The sequence below is a fragment of the Imperialibacter sp. genome, from assembly GCF_040222385.1.
GTDB lineage: Bacteria > Bacteroidota > Bacteroidia > Cytophagales > Cyclobacteriaceae > Imperialibacter.
Genome location: NZ_JAVKDF010000022.1, coordinates 373589 through 394380, shown reverse-complemented (window position 1 = coordinate 394380; position 20792 = coordinate 373589). Strand labels below are relative to the sequence as shown.

Here is a 20792-nt window from a genome sequence, read left to right as displayed (position 1 = left end):
TGTAGTAGGTTTATTTGTTTGCATCATCTTCTTTATTCTTCCAACCAGGAAAAGCGCTCAGCCCAGTCCGTAAGGAAGTCCTCACGCCATTTAGACACAGTTTTGGCACCCTGGTATTCTCCTATGTATAAATCCTCCCCGGTGCGGTCGCTCCACCAGTTATTGAGTGGTATGTTGTCGGGGTTCTCTGTTCCAGGCCAGGGGTTGGCGCTTACAAAAGCGCCATTTTGACCATTGAGTTGCTTAGAGGTGCTGCCAATGACATATTCCCATTTCCCAATTTTCTGAGGTACAAACCGCACTTTGTATACGCCGTTCCCCTCATAAAAACCTTTGATCCGTTGCCTGGCAATCTCCATCCAGATTTCTGGATTCTCTACACCTTCTGTTTCACCCGTGTCGAACGTCCACTCCATGAAGCTGTAGGTAGGTACGGTGTCGGCGGCCGTTGTTTGTTGTTTGAAGTTTCTGACAGCGCCGTAGGGCAATGGAGTAAAGCTACCACCCCAGCTTTCGCCTTCGGGGTTGTTGGGATCACCGTTGAGTAAGTAAGCCACCGTAGGTGTATCTCCCATCTTGATTGATCCTTTGTAATAGTTGCCAAAGTCGGCCCCAAAGGCTCCTTTGTCCTTGATCATGTGCTCGTAGAAGTTGTCATTGTCCATTTCTGGCTGGGCATCTGCATCCAGAAACCAGCCACGGTAAGTGCTATTGGCTTCGATCATCCATAAGTCGGGAAAATTTCGGGCGATGTACTGATAGCTATGAACGCTCCATTTCTTATTGGGGCCGCCAATCCAATACACCCTTATTTTTGCCGCTATTTCCGGGGCGTCGTGCAGTGCTTGTGCTACATCTTCGATGCCTCCCCACACCAACACCCAGAGGGGCTGGTCGCTATCCATTTTCGCTTTTTCTATGATCCACTGTGAGCCTTCGGTGGGCTGATCCCATCCCCGGGCAGGAGCTGCGTCTTTTGCGCCTTGCTTCGTTACTGCCCTCAATATGCCGGGGGCTGGGAAGTCGGCGTGTTGCTGGAGCTTTGGCAGGTCTTTTTCATACAGGTCAATCATTTGCAGGATGTGTTCCTTTGTGCCTGATCCGTAGGGGGATGAAATCAGCCCTTCCGTCTGGAATTTGTCGGCGTACATCAGATAATGGATCATGGATTGAAAATCATCCGGGTCAGTTCCGCCAATATCGGTACTGACAATTACTCTTGGTTTTTCCCTGGTTGGTACATCTTTGGTTTCCTTTTTAGGGTCAGACGAACACCCTATTAAAAGAACCATGGCGATGAATAAGGGAGCTATTGAGGACGAAGCAGGAGGGAAGTTCATGGTCTTACCAATAGTTGGGTGTAATGGATATAATAACAAAACGAAAGCAAACGAAACATAAAGAAACTATAAAATACCAATACATAGCAAGTATTGAGTATAATGTTTTCGAATGCTTGCTTTATGGCTTTCTTTTGCTCACTTTTATTTTCGAATCGATTGAAGGGTAATTTCGAGGATTAAGGGATATTGTGAAACTGGGTAGATGCTGAAGGTGGGTAGCAATGGCTGCTGGAAGGGGAGCAATAAACGCAAGAAAAATACATGGGGCTGGAGAATTTAATGGCAAATCAAAGAAGAGAGAAGATCATGGATCTTCTTCGGGAGGACGGTTCTGCGAAGGTGGCTAACCTGGCGAAACTGTTCAAGGTAACTGAAGTAACCATCAGGCAGGATCTTGAAAAGCTCGAAAATGATGGATTGATTGTTCGGGAACATGGAGGTGCCTTTCTTAAGAACGTGGAAGATCAGGTAAGGAATTTTTCACTCACGCATCAGGACAACATGGACAAGAAAGGCCTGATTGCCGAACGTTGCCTGGAGTTTATTGAAAGCGGGGATACTGTCATCCTGGACTCTGGATCCACCACAACCGAAATTGCTAAGCGGCTGAAAGGCATGAAAAACCTTACCGTGATTACGAATGCATTAAATATAGCTGTGATGTTAGGCGCTGAACCAGGCATTGAAGTGATCGTAACTGGCGGCGAATTCAAACCGCCAACTTTGTCTCTTACTGGCCAGAAAGCAGCAGACTTTTTTAAAGGACTCAATGTACAGAAGCTGTTTTTAGCTACTGCCGGTATTTCGCTGAAAGCTGGCTTAACTTACCCCAGCATCAGTGACATCGTCGTGAAAAAGGCCATGATTGAAGCGGCCGATATTACCTACCTCGTCGCCGACTCCTCTAAAATAGGAAAGAGTGCATTGGCCAGCCTGGGAGCGCTGTCCCTTATCGACTATATCATCACCGACGAGGACATCGATAGTAAGAAAAAGAAGGTGTTTGAAGAGCACGAAATTGAATTAATCATTGCCCACAAAAAAAAATAACAACACTCGAAATGAATAAGATTACGATAGGAGTCATAATTGGAAACAGGGACTTTTTTCCAGACAAGCTCGTTTCAGAAGCAAGAGTAGACATCCTGAAGGTGCTTAAGGAGCAGGGCTTCAATGCGATCTTACTTGGCGAAAATGACACAAAACTTGGCGGCGTAGAAACGTATCAGGATGCACGTAAGTGTGCTGACTTGTTTATAAAGCACAAGGCTGACATTGCCGGGGTGCTGGTAGTGCTGCCTAATTTTGGGGATGAAAGGGGAGTGGCGGACACCCTTCACCTGGCTGATTTGAAAGTACCTGTGTTAATTCAGGGGTATCCTGACGAACTGAATAAATTAAATGTAGCAAACAGGAGGGATTCGTGGTGCGGGAAGATTTCAGTTTGCAACAACCTGTACCAATACGGTATCAAATACACCATCACCACCAAGCATGTTGTGCATCCTACTGATCCTTCGTTTATAGAGGACTTAATGAAGTTCGCCTCGGTTTGCCGTGTAGTTAAGGGAATGAAAAATGTGCGCATTGGTGCTATTGGCGCACGACCTACGGCTTTCAATACTGTGCGATACAGCGAGAAGATTCTCCAGAAAAATGGCATCTCAGTTGTTACATGTGACTTGTCGGAGATTCTGGGAAACGCCAATAAACTGAGCAATACCGATCAGCGTGTTAAAGACCATTTGGAGAAGATTCACAACTATGCATCAAGCGGTAAAACCCCTGCCGAGGCGATGTTCCAGATTGCGAAGCTTGATGTGGTGCTCAATGATTTCATGCAGGCCAATAACCTGGATGCCAATGCTATCCAGTGCTGGACATCATTGCAGCAAAATTACGGCTGCAATGTCTGCACCAGCTCCAGTATGTTCAGCGAGGGTATGATACCCAGTGCCTGCGAAGTGGACGTGACGGGAACACTGAGTATGTATGCCCTGCAACTAGCCTCTGGCTCGCCAAGCGCACTTGTCGATTGGAACAACAACTATGCCGACGACGATGATAAGTGCGTTTTGTTCCATTGTGGTAACTGGGCAAAATCATTCCTGCCCGATATTGAAATCAGCAATGCACCTATTCTTGGTACAACCGTAGGAGTAGAAAACACCTATGGCGCATTGGACGGTCGAACTCCCGCATCACCCTTAACATTTGGGCGAATCACTACCGACGATACCAAAGGGGTGATGAAGGCCTACGTAGGCGACGGTCAGCTGACTGACGATGAATTAAAAACCTTTGGTAACAGGGCTGTGGCCAAAATCCCAAACCTTCAGGGTTTGATGCAACATGTTTGTAAAAACGGTTTTGAGCATCATGTGGTAATGAATGCATCACAAACTGCTGCTGCTTTAAAAGAAGCATTTGAGAATTACATGGGATGGGAAGTTTATCACCATGTTGGATAATAGATATTCTGTATTCACACTGAATACTACTAGTAGAAGAAAATGACAGATAGAGAGTTAAAGTTGAAGTCGGTATTGTTGAGGAAGAATCTTCTCAAATATATTTATAAGGCGAAGGCTGGGCACACAGGAGGAAGTCTTTCATGTATTGATATCCTGAATGTGCTTTATAACCGGGTGCTAAAAGTTGATCCTGCCAATTTCCGTACTCCTGACCGTGATCGATACATCCAGAGTAAAGGCCACTCCGTTGAAGCACTTTTCGTCACACTGGCAGATAGAGGTTTTTTCCCCGAGTCGGATTTGGAAACGCTTTGCCAATACCAATCACATTATATCGGACACCCCACCAGGAAAGTTAACGGAGTAGAGCAAAATACCGGCGCTTTGGGGCATGGTTTGCCCATTTGTGTAGGCGAGGCTATTGCGGCAAAGCTGGACAATAAGGAGCACCGGATATTTACCCTGCTGGGCGATGGTGAGCTGCCGGAGGGGTCTAACTGGGAGGCGATTTTGTCTGCCGCCCATTACAAGCTAGACAACCTTTATGCTGTTCTTGACAACAACAAGCAGCAGATTACCGGCTCGAATAGCGAGGTGATGAACACAGATTCTGTTCGGGAAAAGCTGGAAGCATTTGGCTGGGCGGTGAAAGAGGTAGACGGACACAATTTGGAGGAGCTTGAAACTGCTTTGAACAATGGCCAATTTGAAAAGGGCAAGCCCAACTTCATCATTGCTCATACGACGAAAGGGAAGGGCGTGAGCTATATGGAGGGAGTAATTAAGTGGCATCACGGTGTACCGAGTGCCGAGCAGTTTGAACTGGCTCAAAAAGAACTGGATGAAGCAGGAGCATTAATCTAAAGGTCATGGAATTAGATATTATAGAAGAGAAAGATTTGAAAATGGGTAAAGCCAACCAGGAGGTTTTTGCCGAGACCCTGGAAGGATTGGCTGCCGCAGATAGAGATATAATTGCAGTAACCAGTGACTCACGTGGTTCGGGAAAGCTAGTGCCATTCGGACGAAAATTTCCATCACAGATTGTAGAGGTGGGCATAGCAGAGCAAAATCTTGTAGGTGTTGCTGCCGGGCTTGCGTCCGCAGGAAAGAAGGCGTTTGCGGTATCTCCGGCTTGTTTTCTCACTGCCCGTTCGCTTGAGCAAATTAAAAATGATATAGCCTATTCTGACAACCCGGTAACCCTGGTTGGGATCAGTGCGGGGGTGAGTTATGGAGCGCTTGGCACCACACACCATAGCTTGCACGACTTTGCCGTGTTACGGGCCATCAACAATATGATGATAGTGGCTCCCGCCGACAATTTTGAAACTGAGCAGGCTGTGCGCTTTGCTGCTGCCTTGAACAAGCCTGTCTACCTTCGATTTGGTAAGAAGGCGATGCCATTTCTAAATGAATCAAACCAGGAGTTTGAGTTCGGAAAAGGGCGTATCGTAAGAGAAGGGGATGACCTGACAATTATCGCTACGGGTGAAACGGTTTACCCTGCCTGGCAGGCTGCTAAGTTATTAGAGGATACACATGGCGTGAGGGCAACTGTAGTAAGCATGCACACAGTGAAGCCATTGGATACTGAATTACTTGATACAATTATCTCCGGCGGAAAGCCGATCATTACGGTAGAAGAACACATGGTCAATGGTGGTTTAGGTGAGGCCTGTGCTTCCCACCTCTTTCAAAAAGGAGCCAGAAACCCCTTCCAGCTTATTGGTATTCCTGATGAGTATACAGTGACAGGTTCACAGGTCGAAATATTCAATCACTATGGCATATCACAGGAGGGCATTGCCAATCAGGCAAAAGTGCTTTTAAAAATAAACCAGTAGTCAAAATGAAGATACCTGCTCCACTACTTCGCCTATGTTTTGTTTTGTTCACAGTTGTTTTATTGTTGGGTTGCGGTAACTCAAAAGACAAATCGGTTGATCAGCCCAAAAAAGTGGCAGTGATTATCTCAACGCTTAACAACCCCTGGTTTGTAGTGCTAGCCGAGACTGCTGCCAATCGGGCGAAGGAGTTGGGATACGAGGCGACTATTTTTGATTCCCAGAATAACACAGCGCTCGAAACCGATCATTTCGAAAATGCCATTGCTTCCGGTTACGATGCTGTCCTTTTTAACCCTACCGATGCGGATGGTTCTATTGCCAATGTGAGGATGGCAAAGAAAGCAGGCATTCCGGTCTTCTGTATGGACCGTGAGGTCAACGCAACCGATGCTGCCACCAGTCAGATTCTATCAGACAGCTATGCTGGTTGCGTGGCAATAGGTAAATACTTTGTAGAGAAACTGAATAAACAAGGCAAGTATGTCGAGATACTTGGCATGGTGGGTGACAATAATACATGGAGCCGTTCGAAGGGATTTCATTCCGTTGTTGATCACTATACGGACCTGAAAATGGTGGCTCAGCAAAGTGCCGATTTTGACAGAAACAAAGCCATGGAGGTAATGGAATCGATACTACAAGTTCATCCGGATATCGATGGCGTATTTTGCGGCAATGATGCCATGGCAATGGGCGTTTATCAGGCGCTGGTATCCGCTGGGAAAGCCAATCAGGTGATGGTGTTTGGGTTTGACGGAGCCGATGACGTGATCAACTCTATTCAACAAAAAAAGATATTGGCAACGGGCATGCAGTTCCCAAAACTGATGGCTAAAACAGCCGCTAACTATGCACAAGAATACTTTAATGGCAAGCGGGATTTTGCGCAGAAAGTGCCGGTGACTGTTGAAATGGTCAACCAGGAAAATGTCAACGAGTATTCAGCTTACGGGAGCGATGAGTGATCAGTAGGGAGAAATGAGTGGTCAGTAATTAGTAATGAATGATGAACAAAGGACTGAAATATTTTGCAGGGGTTGTCATTGCCGGACTGGTGATTTACAATTCGGTATACTTCCGCCCGTTGGATGAAAAGCTGGCAGAAGGCGATGAGGTTGCTTTCGACGCCAGGTCCTTCGTTGATGGCATTTGGTCCACTGATTTGCTGGCGGTTTATGATTCAGCTACAGATGTCACCACTCTTTTAAATGAGCTGCGAGAAGACCCTGCATCTACATTCACAGACAAAGGACAGGCCCTTGGGATTGGCAATATTGGTTATTTCAAAGTGCAGGGAGAAGGCACTGTGCTCAGTGTCAATGAAAACAATGTATTGCTACAGGTAGGTGGCGAAATTATTGAAATAGAAACAGAATTCATTTTTGGAAATGCTGTTCGTGATGCATCCGGACTTATTAAAGTCAACGATTACGACGAAACAGCTGATTTTAATTCGATTTCAGAATCGATCAATGATAAAATAAGAAAGGATGTGGTTCCAGATTTTAGGGCCGGAGTGAAGCAAGGGAATAAAGTGCGCTTCAAAGGTGCTCTTGAGCTAAATAAGGCGCATTTGAATCTGAGTCAGCCTGAAGTCATTCCAGTGTCCATCCAAATTATTCAATGAAGATGGAAGCTCTTCTTGAAGTCCAAAATATTACCAAAAAATTCTCAGGAGTTACGGCGCTGAACCAGGTCAATTTAAGGCTGGGTAAAGGCAAGGTGACGGCACTGATAGGAGAGAATGGGGCTGGCAAATCAACTTTGCTTAAGATCATGTCGGGTATCTATACCGACTATGAGGGAACAATTAATTTCAAAGACCAGGTTGTCCAGTTTTCGAAGCCAAGAAACGCCCAAGACCTCGGTATTTCCATTATCCACCAGGAGCTAAACCTGATTCCTTACCTCACAGTAGCGCAAAATATTTTCCTCGGGCGGGAGTTGATCAATGCATTCGGTTTTCTGGACGAGGCGAAAATGAATCAAAAAACCAGGGAGCTACTTGTCCGGTTAAAACTGGACGTTGATCCTGATGCGCTGGTGAGTTCGTTGAAAGTAGGTCAACAGCAGATTGTGGAAATTGCCAAAGCCCTTTTGACAGAATCGGAGGTGTTGTTTATGGATGAGCCCACGTCGGCTATAGGCGAAAGCGAGGTTGAAGTGCTGTTCACCATTATCAATCAGTTAAAGGCCGAGGGCAAGTCTATTGTTTATATATCGCACAAGCTGGACGAGCTTTTTGCCCTAGCCGATAAATATGTTGTATTGCGTGACGGACAGGTTGTTGGTCAGGGTGAGATGAATCAAATCTCCCGGGAAAAGCTGATTGCCATGATGGCTGGTCGTGAGATCAAGGTAAACAAGAAGTTAGAGAGGACGACGTCTCAGGAGCAAATACTACAAGTACAAGACTTACTCCTAAAAAACCCTGGCAACCCTCTGCGACCGATTCTGAAGAACATCAATTTCTATTTGAATAAAGGAGAGGTGCTGGGCATCTACGGCTTGATGGGTGCAGGGCGTACCGAACTTTGCGAAAGTCTGTTTGGGCTTCACCACCGGTCATCAACAGGAACGATCGTATTGGATGGAAAGGAAGTCAGCTTTAAATCACCAGGTCAGGCGATTGATGCTGGTATGGCATTGGTTCCTGAGGATCGAAAGAAAGATGGCATTGTTCCCGGAATGTCGGTGGCTGAGAATATAAGCCTTACGGTGATAGACAAGGTCTCAAAGCTTGGTTTGCTCAATGCGGCTCTACAATCCAGGCTATACAGCAAGCATGTAGATGCGCTGAAAATAAAGGTCAGTTCCGAAAAACAACTCATCAAAAATTTGAGTGGGGGGAATCAGCAAAAAGTAGTTCTGGCAAAATGGATTGAGCGCAATCCAAAGGTTCTCATGCTTGACGAGCCAACCCGTGGCATCGACATCAACGCCAAGAATGAGATTTACGACCTGATCAAAAAACTTTCCCATTCTGGTATATCAGTGTTGGTTGTGTCATCAGAAATACTTGAGATACTAGCTGTTTCAGATCGGATATTGGTCATGTCAGAAGGTCAGATCACGGCGGAATTTACTAGCGAGGAAGTCACTGAAAATAAAATAATGAATGCCTGCATTCCGGAAAATTTGAACAAATGATATCCCTTAAAAAATATTCAAACCTTGCCCGCTATCAATCACTGATTGCCTTGTTCTTCTTGTGCATGGTGCTGGCCCTGATGACAGACAATTTCATGACCGCAGACAATTTCTGGAATGTGATGCGGCAAATTTCCGTGAACGTCTGCATTTCAGTGGGAATGACGCTCGTGATTCTAACAGCAGGCATTGATCTTTCAGTGGGGTCTGTTCTGGCATTGTGTGGTGCAATCACCGCCGGACTATTAAAAAATGGAATCGGCATCCCATCGGAAAATCTATTCATTGGCTTCACAGTCTTTGGCGTAGTGGTTGCTGGAATATTGTCGGGTGGTGCGATGGGTTTCATCAACGGGTATGCCATTACGAAATTCAAGGTTCCTTCTTTTGTGGCCACTTTGGCCATGCTTACTATGGCACGAGGCTTTACTATGCTATGGACCAGGGGACATCCCATTACTGGCCTTGGAGATTCGTTTGGTTTTCTTGGTACCGGTTGGTTTCTCGGCATCCCTATGCCAGTCTGGATTTCCGGCATCATCGTACTCGGTGCCGTTATTCTCACGAGCAAGACCCGGTTTGGCAGGTATGTTTACGCCATTGGCGGAAATGAAAATGCCGCACGCCTATCGGGAATTCCAATTACAAAAATCAAGATATGGGTTTACGCTTTGGCCGGAATGCTGGCCGCTGTTGGTGGTGTATTGGTTACTGCACGATTAGACTCAGCACAACCCAATGCCGGTATTAGCTATGAGTTGGATGCCATTGCCGCTGTGGTAATCGGCGGAACTTCCCTGTCGGGTGGTAGAGGGTCAATTTGGGGCACTGTTTTAGGTGCAATGATAATAGGCGTGCTTAACAACGGCCTTGTATTGCTGGATGTGTCACCATTCTGGCAGCAAGTTATCAAAGGCTTGGTGATACTTATGGCTGTAATCATTGATAAATCGAATCAGAAAGGTGAGTGAGCAGTGATGAGGGTGGGGAGAGGTAGTTGGTTGTCTGTAAAATGAAAACCTGGATTCTTTATTATGTTTTTAAATTTAGCTCATACTAAAGACAAGAATTAGAAGGGCTGCTTTGTCTGTTCATTTAAATATTGCCGAGGGCTGCTCACGCAGGTCAGTGGCCGAGAGAAGAAGATATTTTGAAATCGCTCGTGGTTCTGTTATTGAAGTGGACACTGCAATCGATATTGCAGAACAACTTCAATATGTAGAGCTAAAGTCAATAGAGCACTTGGGAGCACTTATAATAAGTTGTTTTAAACAGTTAACAGGGATGATGAGTGCCAGAAATGAGTAATCAGTTGACTTAAAGTTACTACAGATAGCTACTGCTTATTCATCACTGCTCAGTCATCATTCATCACCTACTACACATGTCCTACATATTAGCCATAGACCAGGGAACGAGCAGCACAAAAACGATTGTTTTTGATGCGCAGGGAAAAGCAAAATTCAAAGCTACTGAGCTGCTCAAGACACACTACCTCGAGGGCAACAGAGTGGAGCAAGAGCCCGAAGTGATTTATCAAAATACGCTGGCCTCTGTCAGGAAATGTCTCGATGGATTCGAAGCAAGTGGGGGAGATGTGAAGGAAATCAAAGCTTGCGGTATTTCGAATCAACGTGAAACATTTCTACTTTGGGATAAAAAGGGAACACCGCTTTACAACGCAATTGTATGGCAATGCAAACGATCTGTTGAGGTTTGCGATCGGCTTAAAAGAGAAGGACTTGGACCTAAGATCAATCAAAAGACCGGTCTGATCATTGACCCATACTTTTCAGGGACGAAAGTAATTTGGCTGTATGAGAACGAACCCAAAATTAGAGAGGCTATCGATAAAGGGCAGGCATACTTCGGAAATGTAGACTCGTGGTTGCTGTACAAAATGACCGGGGGCAAGTCGTACATGACCGACTACACCAATGCTTCCCGCACAATGTTTTTCAATTTGAAAGATTTGCAGTGGGACCGTGAATTGTTAGCGGACTTCGGATTATCGCAGCTAAACCTACCTGAAGTGAAACCATCATCTTTTCATTTTGGTGAAACCAGTTTCGATGGCTTGATCGATCATCAAATGAGCATCTCTGCAATGATCGGAGATTCGCATGCCGCTGCCTTTGGTGAAGGTTGTTTTGAAGTGGGGAATGCCAAGGCAACCCTGGGCACAGGCAGTTCAATTTTGATGAACATCGGTAGCACGCCAAAAACTTCTCAGAATGGCATGGTAACAACCATCTGTTGGAGTACAGCAGACCGGGTGGACTATGCATTGGAGGGAATTATTGTTTCGGCAGGCGCTACCATTGAATGGGTAAAAAACCAATTGGGGCTATTCGAAAATACGGGTGATCTCGAGAAAATATGCCTTTCGTTGGACGATAATGGTGGGGTGTACATTGTGCCTGCTTTCAGTGGTTTGGGCGCCCCACATTGGGATATGAATAGAAAAGCAAGTGTGGAAGGCTTGTCGTTTGAGTCGACTAAAAACCATGTAATTCGTGCAGCCGTTGAGTCGGTGCCTTATCAAATCAAAGATGTTATCGTGGCAATGGAAACCGACTCAGGGACTCAACTTACCGAACTCAAAATAGATGGAGGCATCACATCTAACAAATTCGTAGTTCAATTTATGGCAGACCTGTTAGAACGTAAGGTTACGAACATTGAAATTACCGATGTCTCGGCGTTAGGAGCGGGCTACCTCGCTGGTTTGCATGCCGGTGTTTACGACAGCATTGAAGCACTCAAATCCCTGAACCAGGCTACGACAAGCACCTATGCCGGTGCCGAAGCTGAGAAAGTGAGAGACAGCTACGAAGGCTGGAAGCGTGTCATTGCTTCGTGAGCGGGCAAGTTTCCTTTCGGTCTCGTAAACAAATTAAGGAGGCAGATGCCCCGGTCGGAATTGGCATCGCTTCAACCAACCTACGGACTGAGGTCGATTGAAGCGACGACTGTATCACTGTAACTTCATCTCTAGCTCCAAGTCCTGTCATGAGAACGCTTCGCATCCCACTCCTTGGTCGGAGCAAAGTACGAGGTATCACGGGCATCAAGGTGTTGTTTCACCACATCATCTACTAACTCAATCCCCAGACCTGGTGCACTGAGGGGAACGGGGGCAAAGCCTTTGTCAATCAGCTTTCTTCCGTCTGTGGTTTTTACCATGCCTTCCCACCACGGCAGATCAACGGAATGGTGCTCCAGTGCCAAAAAGTTCTGAGTGGCAGCAGCGCAATGCACGTTGGCCATAAAAGACACAGGTGTACCGGCCTGGTGCATGGCCATCGAGATGCCTTTTTCCTCGGCATAATCGCCGATGCGCTTAGTTTCGAGAAGTCCACCGGAAGAGGCGAGGTCGGGATGTATGATGTCTACGGCATGGACGTCGATCAGTGGCTTGCAGTTTTCCAGTAGATAAATGTCTTCACCAGTGGTAGTTGGCGTTTCCAATGCGTCGGTAATTGTTTTGTGTTGCTCGGTGTATTGCCAGGGCACCATATCTTCAAGCCAGGCAAGACGGTATTTTTCGAGAGACTTACCCAAACGAATCATATTGTTGAGGTCAAAATGCCCGTAATGATCGGTAGACATTGGAATTTCGTCTCCCACCACGGCACGGACGTCCGCCACTCTTTGGGCCAGTATTTCAAATCCCTTTTCTGTCACCTGAATACCGGTAAAGGGGTGCCTGGCATTCGCATACGACATAAAATCACCGGAGAATTGAGAACCGTTTGATCTCCAAAACGCCTGATTGACCAATGTTCCCGGAATGTCTCTCAGCACGTTAATGGAAACGTCCATTTTTAGCCAGGTATAGCCCTGTTCAACGGTGCGGTACTTTACTTTTTCCTTAAAAACTTCAAGATCAGGAGATTCAGGAGTGTCTGCATAGATACGAACAGTATCCCGATATCTGCCGCCAAGCAGCTGCCAGGCCGGAACATTGTAGGCTTTGCCACACAAATCCCAAAGAGCCATCTCGACGGCACACACACCGCCTGCCTGACGTCCCTGTCCTCCAAATTGCCTGATCATCTTAAATACCCGTTCTACGTTACACGGGTTCTCTCCCAGTATCCTGCTTTTGAGCATCAAAGCATAGCGGGGATCTGCCGCATCTCGCACTTCTCCAAGACCGTAAATGCCCTGATTGGTGTCGATGCGGATGATGGCAGTGCCTCCCATAACGCCCGTAAGGCAATAGCGCATGTCGGTAATTTTGAGATCAGAAGGAGCAGACGCCTTCTGGACTTTCGATGTTGTTTGTGCCACACTGTCTTCAAAGGAAAGGCCCATCAAGCCGGCCAGCGACAAACCTCCCAGGGCAGTTTTTTTTAGGAAGCTGCGCCTGTTGTCGGGCGTTTCGGCATTGTCAATTTCGGCCTGGCGCAGCAGCGCAGCTTCGTTCTCCCGCTGCCTGTTCTTTCGGATTATTTCCTGTAATACATTTTTCATTGGATTTCTTTTTTTAAGGGTGATCAATTGAACTGACGGATAGGATGGATGGTGCTGCCCCGATATATCGGGAAGTATGGTTGGCCAGAATAGCTCCTGAAGGCGGCAGGGACGGTGTTGAAATAAGGCATCGCCCGCCATCAGCTTGATGACTGAAAGCTCTTGCTTGCCTGTGAGATAGGACAGTACGAGTAAGGTAAGTGATCCTGTAAGAGGCGATAAACCAGTGCCTCTTACAGAATCTCCTTTTTTACTTATGCCACCACACCTTGGTGGCGAGGTCGTCAGGCCCCTGCGTTGCAATGGCCGCATTTACATTCTCGGTATTAACTGATATTTCCGAGTTTGGATAGGTCAGTCTGTTGATAAAGTCAACTTCTTTGCCCGGATAAGGATTTACTTCCAGAACTGGGAAACCACTTCTTCTGAAATTAGCGAATGCCTCTGGTCCGTTCAAAAACGAGGCTATCCAGTACTGGACATTGATTTGTTCCAGTTCGGTGCCTGCCCCAAGTGGGTTTGCTGCAATATAGTCATCTCTGTCTGTAGCCGCTACCGCTGAAGCTGCGCCGAACGTTGCCAGTTGATCCATATGGGCGGCAATGCCATCAGAAAAGTACTGCGCAGCACTGCCAGTGGTGATCCACCCTCTGAACCTTGCTTCAGCCAACAGCAAATTGGTTTGAGCTGCGGTTACAAAAAAGGCTGGTGCGGCACGGCTCGTCATCCGACGACGATCCACCTGGCTGTAATCATAGAAACTTGCCAACCCATCTGCTTCTGCGGCGGCGGCCACCGTTCCGTTGTCGTGGCCCATTGGCATACCGATCTGATCGTCAGCCTCATAAGAACCAACTTCAACAACCTGCGTGGGCCCGGAAGTAGCGCCTACATAACGAATGGCGATGGCAGACAGTCTGGGGTCGTTGGTTGCCTGCAAAACATCAACGAATGGCTTTGCCAGGTAGATATTTGCCGCCTCAGTAGAGTTGAGTGTGGCTCCGAGCGGGTTGGAGTAATTGGCGTCGTGTCGCACGTAAACATTGTCGGCATTGTCGAGGATCGGGCCACCACTGAAGGCTGCTGCCACTGTGCTTTGCGCAAGGCTTGCATTGGCCTCACTGAGCCTCATTCCGGCTCTTAACATCAGCGAGTAGCCAAACTTTTTCCACTTTGCCACATCGCCACCATATAAAACATCGGCCGTTTCCACTTTTCCACTGGCGTTTAATGCAGCTGAAGCCTCGCTTAGTTCCTGAATGAGTTTAGGATAAATAGACTCCTGGGTATCATAGGCAGGAAAGAAAATCTGCGTGTTGTAGCCATCGCCACCATCTGTATAGGGTATGTCTCCATAGCTATCGGTAAGCACCATAAACGCATGGGCCTGCAGAATCCTTGCCATATTTAGCAGGTTCGTTCTGGCTGGGTCATCTGTTGTTTGACTGATGATGTCTTTGGTATCTCTGATGACGTTGCGGTAGTAGGTTTGCCAGTTTACCTGCGTTGAGGCCCGATTGTCCTGGTTATAGTTAGCACCGGTAAGCACACCTGAGTTGGGCGAAATGATCTGCTGTACAATGCCCATTTCGAAAATAAGTGTGGACGCAGGAAAGGACGAATTGATTGCTGCCCTGTTGAGAATGAATACGGGGTCGATTGAGGTGGCCCCCGTCTTGCTTTTATTCATTTCATCAAACTCATTGTCGCATGACATGATGAAAACGAACGAAAATATTAACAGAGATAGTTTAGTTATATTTTTCATGATGCGTTTGATTAAAATTTAACATTCAGGTTGAAGCCCATACTCCTTGTTGTGAGCAGCCCTGGCGACTCCATCCCAACCACGTTGTCGGAACTATAGCCGAAACTTTCAGGATCGATGTTATCCACCCATTTCTTCAGGAGTAGCACATTGTTCGCCACAAGGTTCAGCCTCAGTCCTTTGATTGGAGAATCGGGAGAGAAGAACCTGGTGAAATCATAACCGGCTGTTATTTGACGTAATTTCCAGTAGCCTCCGTTATATACCACAGGCTCAATGAGTGCCTGAGATCTCACAATTTCCCAATAGGCTTGCACAGGTGCCACTACTGAATTCACGTTGCCGTCGATGTCAACGCCATCGCCCACAACACCATTCTCTCTGCCTTCAAGTGTTGCTTTGTGAAGGCCGTGACGGTAAGCGTTGAAGTTGGTACCAGAGAGCATTTTGTTCCCCAACTTGAAATCTATCAGAAAGGAAAGAGATACCCCTTTGTAGTTGAAGGCGTTATTGAAGCCTCCTACCCATTTTGGCAGCGCACTACCAAAATTCACAAGATCCAACGTTCTCAGAGGCAATCCATTGGTGCCAAATATCTGGCGGCCACTGTCGTCTCTCCGGTAACCAAAACCTGCAATTTGTCCCATTTCTTCACCAACAATCTGCCTCAGCTCACCATTGAACACGTGAGTACCCACGGTAATCCTTTCACCTGGAGTGTCGGTAAGCAGGCTAAGCACCTTGGTGATATTGTAGGCGCCAGTGAAAGTGAAGTCCCAGGAAAAATCGACAGTTTTTACCGGAGTCAAATTCAGCAGCATCTCAATGCCCTTATTTTGGCTCTGTCCGCTGTTGATGCGGGTGTCAATGAAACCGGAGGCATCGGAAATCTGTGCTTGCACAATCTGATCGGTAGTGATTTTTTTGTAGACAGCCACGTCAAGTCCCACCCGATTGTTAAACATTCTCATCTCAAGTCCCAGTTCGGTTTCAGATGTTTGCATCGGCTTCAGATTGGGGTTGGGAACCGTATTGCCCGAGGATCCACCCACCGGTTGCCCGGTGCCGGAGGGATTCAACGCTAAGTTTGGGTTGACACCATAGAACAGCACATTTGAGTAGGGGGGCACATCGGTATCGCTACCCACCTGTGCAAAGGCAGCTCTGAATTTCCCAAAGTTCAGCCAGCCAGGGGCGTCGAACGACTCGGAAAATACGTAACTGGCAGAAACTGAGGGGTACAAAATGCTTCTGTTGGCTTCTGACAACGTAGAGAACCAGTCGTTGCGCAGGGTGGTGTTCAAGTAGATAAAACGCTTGTAGTTCACTTCAGCAGACCCATAAAGAGAATTTACACCTCTCTCAGACAGGTCATAAAGTGGATCTTTCGCTCTTCCGTTTTGCACGGTGTAGAGGCCCCGAACCACAAAATCAGTCACTTGTACGCTGTTGAGGTCGGATCTTCTGTACATCTGGTTACCACCAGCGGTGATGTTAACGCCGATATCACCAAATTCCTTGGTAGCTGAGATGAGGAAATCCTTGTTGATTTCTCTGAATCTGCGGGCTTCCTGGGTGTACAATCCATTGACGAAACCTGCTGGTGCAGCTGCCCTTGAGGCCTGGCCGGTGGGGAAGTTGTTGTAATCCTGGTCACGTGACCAGTAATCCTGACCTACACGACCCTGCACAAAAAGCCAGTTGGTAATGTCGTATTTCACAGAAAGGTTGCCAAATATTCTATCCCGGCGGATGTTCTGAAACTGATCCGACAAAATGAAATAGGGATTCGTCCTGTTCATAAACCGTGAATAGATGTATTCATTTCCCTGGGCATTGTATCTGTTGTCGTTCAACACATCAAGGGGCATGGAATTTGACATTGCCATGAGCGACGTGGGGATGGTATTGTCTTGCTGTCCTACGTTTGGTGGGTTCTTGTTATACTCATTGGAGTAGTTGATATTTCCCTTGAAGCTTAGTTTGGATGAAAGGTCATAGCCGAATCCAAGATTGATGGTCTTTCTGTCGAATGTATTGTTTGGTACAATCCCCTGGCTGCTCATGTCAGCAAAAGAAAGATTAAGTCCTCCTTTGTCGGTGTTGCCAGCCAGCGTTATTGTGTTAGTGAAGTTCTGGCCATGGCGGTAAAAGTCCAGCAGACGGCCTCTTTGTGGCTCATAAGGAACTGTTACGCCGTCGAACAAAACCTGTGTCATGCCTGGCTGAAACTTTTCGCCAAATGACCATTGACCAGATGTTGGGTTTGGTGCAGTGGGTCTTACTCCGTTTTCACCCTGACCGTACTCGTACTGGTAGTCGGTAAAATCAAGCGGCGCTTCATTGGTATAGTTCATATTGTAGGTTACGCCCAGGCCTTTGGTTGTACCCCTCGATTTGGTGGTAATCATGATCACACCGTCTTTGGCACGGGATCCGTAAAGGGCTGATGCGGCCGCACCTTTTAGCACAGTCATGCTCTCGATATCGTCGGGGTTGATGCTGGAAAGTCCGTCACCGCCGTCCGAAGTGTTTCCTCCGCCTCTTACGCCAATTGAACTATCCGAACCCGCATTTCCAGGGTTGGAGCCAAAGTTGGTATTGTCAATGGGTACCCCGTTCACAACAATGAGCGGGTTATTTTGACCTGAAATAGACGACTGGCCACGAATACGGATTTTTGATGTGCCCGCAGGGCCAGTTCCAAGGCCGGAAATGCTCACACCTGCAATTTTGCCCGTCAGCGCATTCATCATGTTCGGGGTACGGTTGATTGACAGCTCATCGGAATTGATGGTGGAAGTGGCATATCCAAGGCTTTTGGATGACCTTTCCAGCCCCAGAGCGGTAACCACCACTGTTTCCAGCGACTTCACATCCAATTCCAGAGAAATGTCAATGATACTTCTTGCACCAACGTTCACTTCTTGTGTGGCGTAGCCAATGGCTGAGAATACCAGGACTGAGTTGTCATCGGGTACCGAAAGGGAATATTTTCCGTTGGCATCAGTGGAGGTTCCCGTTGAGGAGCCTTTCAATATCACGTTCACACCAGGAAAGCCATTGCCATTTTCATCTTTTACGGTTCCACTGACAGTGATTTCACGCTGCGTTTCCTTTTTCTGCCTGCGGGCCGATTTGGAAAAGGCCTTGAGGCTAAGGTTGGCAGCAGGGGAGGTAACACTGGCTGATAAACCGGATGTCTTCGACGTGGAAGCCGACTCTGAGAGCCCCGCATTCTGAAGGCTCTTTAGTGAAATGACGTAGAATCCAGAGCCCGCTTTTTCATAGGAAAGCTCTGTTTCACTCAGCAGTTCGCCCAATGCTTCTTCCACCGTTCGCAAATCAGAGGATGGTATCTGCACCTTCTTGTCTTTCACCCATTCATCACGGTAGGCAATAGACACATTGAATTTTCTCTCCAGCTGTTCCAACCCTTTTTCAAGGGAAATGGACTCAGTTTTCGTTACCGCAATCGATTGCGGGCTGAAGGCAGAAGCTAGAACTTGCTGGTGTTGTGGCACTGCCTGATTTGCCACCACACAGGTGATAAAAACAATTAGGTAAAGCTTTCTCATAGTAGTTTAATGTAGGTGTTATCATTGTTTAGAGTATATATGAATTGCTATTCTTTCAATAGGTAGTAATCATTCCTTTTTTCAGCTTTTAGCTGAAAAACTTTGGCCACTTGAAGCACAAAACTTTCAGCATCACCCACAGGCATTGACCCCGATACCGTTTGTTGAAGCATTTTGTCAGCCTGCACACGGATGGTCACCCCAAAGTTGTTGTTGGCCATTTCTATCATTTCCTTCAGGGAAGTTTCGTCAAGAATTACCTTGTTATCTGTCCAGGCTGCATACACTTCGGTATCGACCCTGCGTTTGCTGTATTGTTTGTTTTTGTACTCCACCAGTTCACCCGGTTCCATCAATATTTTTTCCTCCTTGTCGTTTCCCGGGAAGCTAAGGGCAATTTGCCCGGTATTCAGCACGACTTTGGTGTCGGCTTTGCGATGGTAAACATTGAAGCTGGTGCCAAGCACTTCCACGGCCACCCCATCACTTACTTTCACCCGGAATGGCTGGTTGCCAACGGTATGGACCACTTCAAAAAAAGCCTCTCCTTCAAGCAATACCTCTCTGGCTTGCTGCTGCTGCCAGTCATTACTGAAAACAATGCTGGAGTTTGCATTTAGAACCACCGAAGAGCTATCCGGGAGCAGAATACGTTTGGTTTCACCATATGCCGTTTCATAGTGAAGAACCTCCTTTTGGAAGAACATGAAAAAAACGGCCAGGCCTATCGCTATCAGTGCTGCAGCAGCAACAGCCGACAAACGCCAGGGGCTGGGCGACAAACCTGCTGTAAGTTTCCTGTCCGTGCCTGTCGGCTGTGGTGTGTTGACTTTTATATTGTTCCACAGGCCAGCTACTTCCGATTCTGAGAGAGAATAGACGGGAAAGTTGAGTTTTTGCAGCAAAGCAATGGCTTCTTCAACTTCCACAGCCTTGTCTGGATGCTTGCTGATCCATTCCCGCCAGAATACATTACTTTCGTTAGTAGGCCTCCATACCCAGGCCCGAAAGCTTTCGTCCATTGCAAAGTCGTTCGCCGAAAAGTGGTAATAGTCTTTCACTAGAAACTTATTTAATGCTTAGAAGAGAAGAGCATCGCCTGTTTCTCATCACTTTTTTTGAAATATTTTTTTATCACGCAAGAAAAGCCCGAAAGGAGGTCAGAAGGAGGGATTATCCTTCAGTTTTTTCTTCAACACCGTTAGTGCTTTTGATATCAGGTTGTAGACGGAATCCACATGCACCTCCATAATCGAGGAGACTTCATGATAGCTCAACTCGTTGAAAAACTTGAGAAAAATGGCTTCCCGTTGCCGTTTGGTGAGCGCATTGAAACTCACTTTCAGCTGCTCCAGTTGTTGTTTTTTTGCCTCCCCGGCAATCATCGTATCCTCAATGGATGGAATGAATTCAAACATGCTGTCAGGGTTGTCGTGGAAAGGAAGGGCAAATTTACGGTTGGCTATGAGTCGGCTGATGAGCAGTCTTCTGAATGATTTGAACAGATAGTAGTTCACTGAACCGGCCACGCCAAGGGTTTCTCTTTTGCTCCACAGCCGGGTGAACAACTCCTGAAGGCAGTCTTTGACCAGTTCCTTGTCACGGCAGGTGTGCATCCCATAGTTGAAGAGCCTGTTCACGTGGCGTTTGTACAACACAGAAAATGCCAGTTCGTTGCCGGACTTGAATTGCCCCCAAAGCATTTCATCATCAAGCGAGCCCGCTTCCGTTGTCGATATGATCCGTTCGCTATTCAATACAAACTTGTTTCAGCAATAGAAATATTACCCTGCATAGCATTTTTTCCACTCTAACTTGGTTGAATAGTTTAGATAACGTCATGCTTTAAGAATCCGATTAGTCGATGAGGTCCAGGACGATAACTTAGATTACCACCCCTTATTTATCAACGTTATAAGGCTGAATATACTAAATAGCAGCGATAATATATTGCCAGAAAAGCATGGAAGAACGTATAAATAGGCTTGAAGTGTCAATTTGACACGAAATTTTTTTTGAACGACCATCAAAAGGTTATTTTTCCCGAGCGATTATAGCTCGAAAGCAGTCACATCAATAAGCCCCCGCTGACGGAATAGTCGGGTGGGTTGCTTCGAATTCTTTCTAACTTTCTAAAAACTAACCGAACC

16 protein-coding genes are annotated in these 20792 nt (G+C 46.7%); 10 read left to right on the top strand and 6 right to left on the bottom strand.

The genetic code is table 11. The features are described from left to right. Nucleotides 1-32: 32 nt before the first annotated feature. A complete protein-coding gene (locus RIG68_RS09300; protein WP_350121500.1) occupies nt 33-1340 on the bottom strand; it encodes a nucleoside hydrolase-like domain-containing protein in 1308 nt (435 codons plus the stop codon). A gap of 282 nt (nt 1341-1622) precedes the next feature. Here RIG68_RS09300 and RIG68_RS09295 point away from each other — a divergent pair, with 282 nt between their 5' ends. The 10 genes from RIG68_RS09295 to RIG68_RS09250 all read left to right on the top strand — a co-directional run bounded on the left by RIG68_RS09295 (nt 1623) and on the right by RIG68_RS09250 (nt 11680). Next, nucleotides 1623-2393 (top strand): DeoR/GlpR family DNA-binding transcription regulator, encoded by a 771-nt coding sequence (locus RIG68_RS09295; RefSeq protein ID WP_350121497.1) that lies wholly within the window; start codon nt 1623-1625, stop codon nt 2391-2393. An 11-nt stretch (nt 2394-2404) separates the two neighbouring features. After that, entirely contained in the window at nt 2405-3814 is a 1410-nt protein-coding gene (locus RIG68_RS09290) for an L-fucose/L-arabinose isomerase family protein (RefSeq protein ID WP_350121494.1), read from the top strand. Between the two features lie 42 nt (nt 3815-3856). Beyond that, on the top strand, nt 3857-4681 hold the full coding sequence (locus RIG68_RS09285) for a transketolase (protein ID WP_350121491.1): 825 nt from the start codon (nt 3857-3859) through the stop codon (nt 4679-4681). A gap of 5 nt (nt 4682-4686) precedes the next feature. Beyond that, nucleotides 4687-5664, top strand: a complete 978-nt coding sequence (locus tag RIG68_RS09280) for a transketolase family protein (protein WP_350071155.1) — start codon at nt 4687-4689, stop codon at nt 5662-5664. A 5-nt stretch (nt 5665-5669) separates the two neighbouring features. Continuing rightward, entirely contained in the window at nt 5670-6632 is a 963-nt protein-coding gene (locus tag RIG68_RS09275; RefSeq protein WP_350121488.1) for a D-ribose ABC transporter substrate-binding protein, read from the top strand. Nucleotides 6633-6670: 38 nt separating this feature from the next. Then, nucleotides 6671-7294: a DUF2291 domain-containing protein gene (locus tag RIG68_RS09270; RefSeq protein ID WP_350121485.1), complete on the top strand. Its 624-nt coding sequence runs from the start codon at nt 6671-6673 to the stop codon at nt 7292-7294. A gap of 2 nt (nt 7295-7296) precedes the next feature. Then, nucleotides 7297-8817 carry a sugar ABC transporter ATP-binding protein gene (locus RIG68_RS09265; RefSeq protein ID WP_350121482.1) on the top strand — a complete coding sequence of 507 codons (1521 nt, stop codon included), beginning with the start codon at nt 7297-7299 and terminating at the stop codon, nt 8815-8817. Beyond that, the gene (locus tag RIG68_RS09260) at nt 8814-9788 is read left to right on the top strand and encodes an ABC transporter permease (RefSeq protein WP_350121479.1); all 975 of its coding nucleotides are present in this window, start codon (nt 8814-8816) and stop codon (nt 9786-9788) included. Before RIG68_RS09265 ends, RIG68_RS09260 begins: the two co-directional genes overlap by 4 nt. An 82-nt stretch (nt 9789-9870) precedes the next feature. Beyond that, nucleotides 9871-10125: a four helix bundle protein gene (locus tag RIG68_RS09255; RefSeq protein WP_350121828.1), complete on the top strand. Its 255-nt coding sequence runs from the start codon at nt 9871-9873 to the stop codon at nt 10123-10125. Nucleotides 10126-10201: 76 nt separating this feature from the next. Next, nucleotides 10202-11680 carry an FGGY family carbohydrate kinase gene (locus RIG68_RS09250; RefSeq protein WP_350121476.1) on the top strand — a complete coding sequence of 493 codons (1479 nt, stop codon included), beginning with the start codon at nt 10202-10204 and terminating at the stop codon, nt 11678-11680. Between the two features lie 131 nt (nt 11681-11811). Here the strand turns inward: RIG68_RS09250 and RIG68_RS09245 are convergent, their stop codons facing one another. The 5 genes from RIG68_RS09245 to RIG68_RS09225 all read right to left on the bottom strand — a co-directional run bounded on the left by RIG68_RS09245 (nt 11812) and on the right by RIG68_RS09225 (nt 20399). Next, on the bottom strand, nt 11812-13296 hold the full coding sequence (locus RIG68_RS09245) for a mandelate racemase/muconate lactonizing enzyme family protein (protein ID WP_350121826.1): 1485 nt from the start codon (nt 13294-13296) through the stop codon (nt 11812-11814). Nucleotides 13297-13546: 250 nt separating this feature from the next. Then, a complete protein-coding gene (locus RIG68_RS09240; RefSeq protein WP_350121473.1) occupies nt 13547-15064 on the bottom strand; it encodes a SusD/RagB family nutrient-binding outer membrane lipoprotein in 1518 nt (505 codons plus the stop codon). Between the two features lie 11 nt (nt 15065-15075). Beyond that, nucleotides 15076-18642 carry a SusC/RagA family TonB-linked outer membrane protein gene (locus tag RIG68_RS09235; protein WP_350121470.1) on the bottom strand — a complete coding sequence of 1189 codons (3567 nt, stop codon included), beginning with the start codon at nt 18640-18642 and terminating at the stop codon, nt 15076-15078. A 47-nt stretch (nt 18643-18689) separates the two neighbouring features. Continuing rightward, nucleotides 18690-19703 (bottom strand): FecR family protein, encoded by a 1014-nt coding sequence (locus tag RIG68_RS09230; protein ID WP_350121467.1) that lies wholly within the window; start codon nt 19701-19703, stop codon nt 18690-18692. A 99-nt stretch (nt 19704-19802) separates the two neighbouring features. Further along, on the bottom strand, nt 19803-20399 hold the full coding sequence (locus RIG68_RS09225; RefSeq protein WP_350121464.1) for an RNA polymerase sigma factor: 597 nt from the start codon (nt 20397-20399) through the stop codon (nt 19803-19805). Nucleotides 20400-20792: the final 393 nt, after the last annotated feature.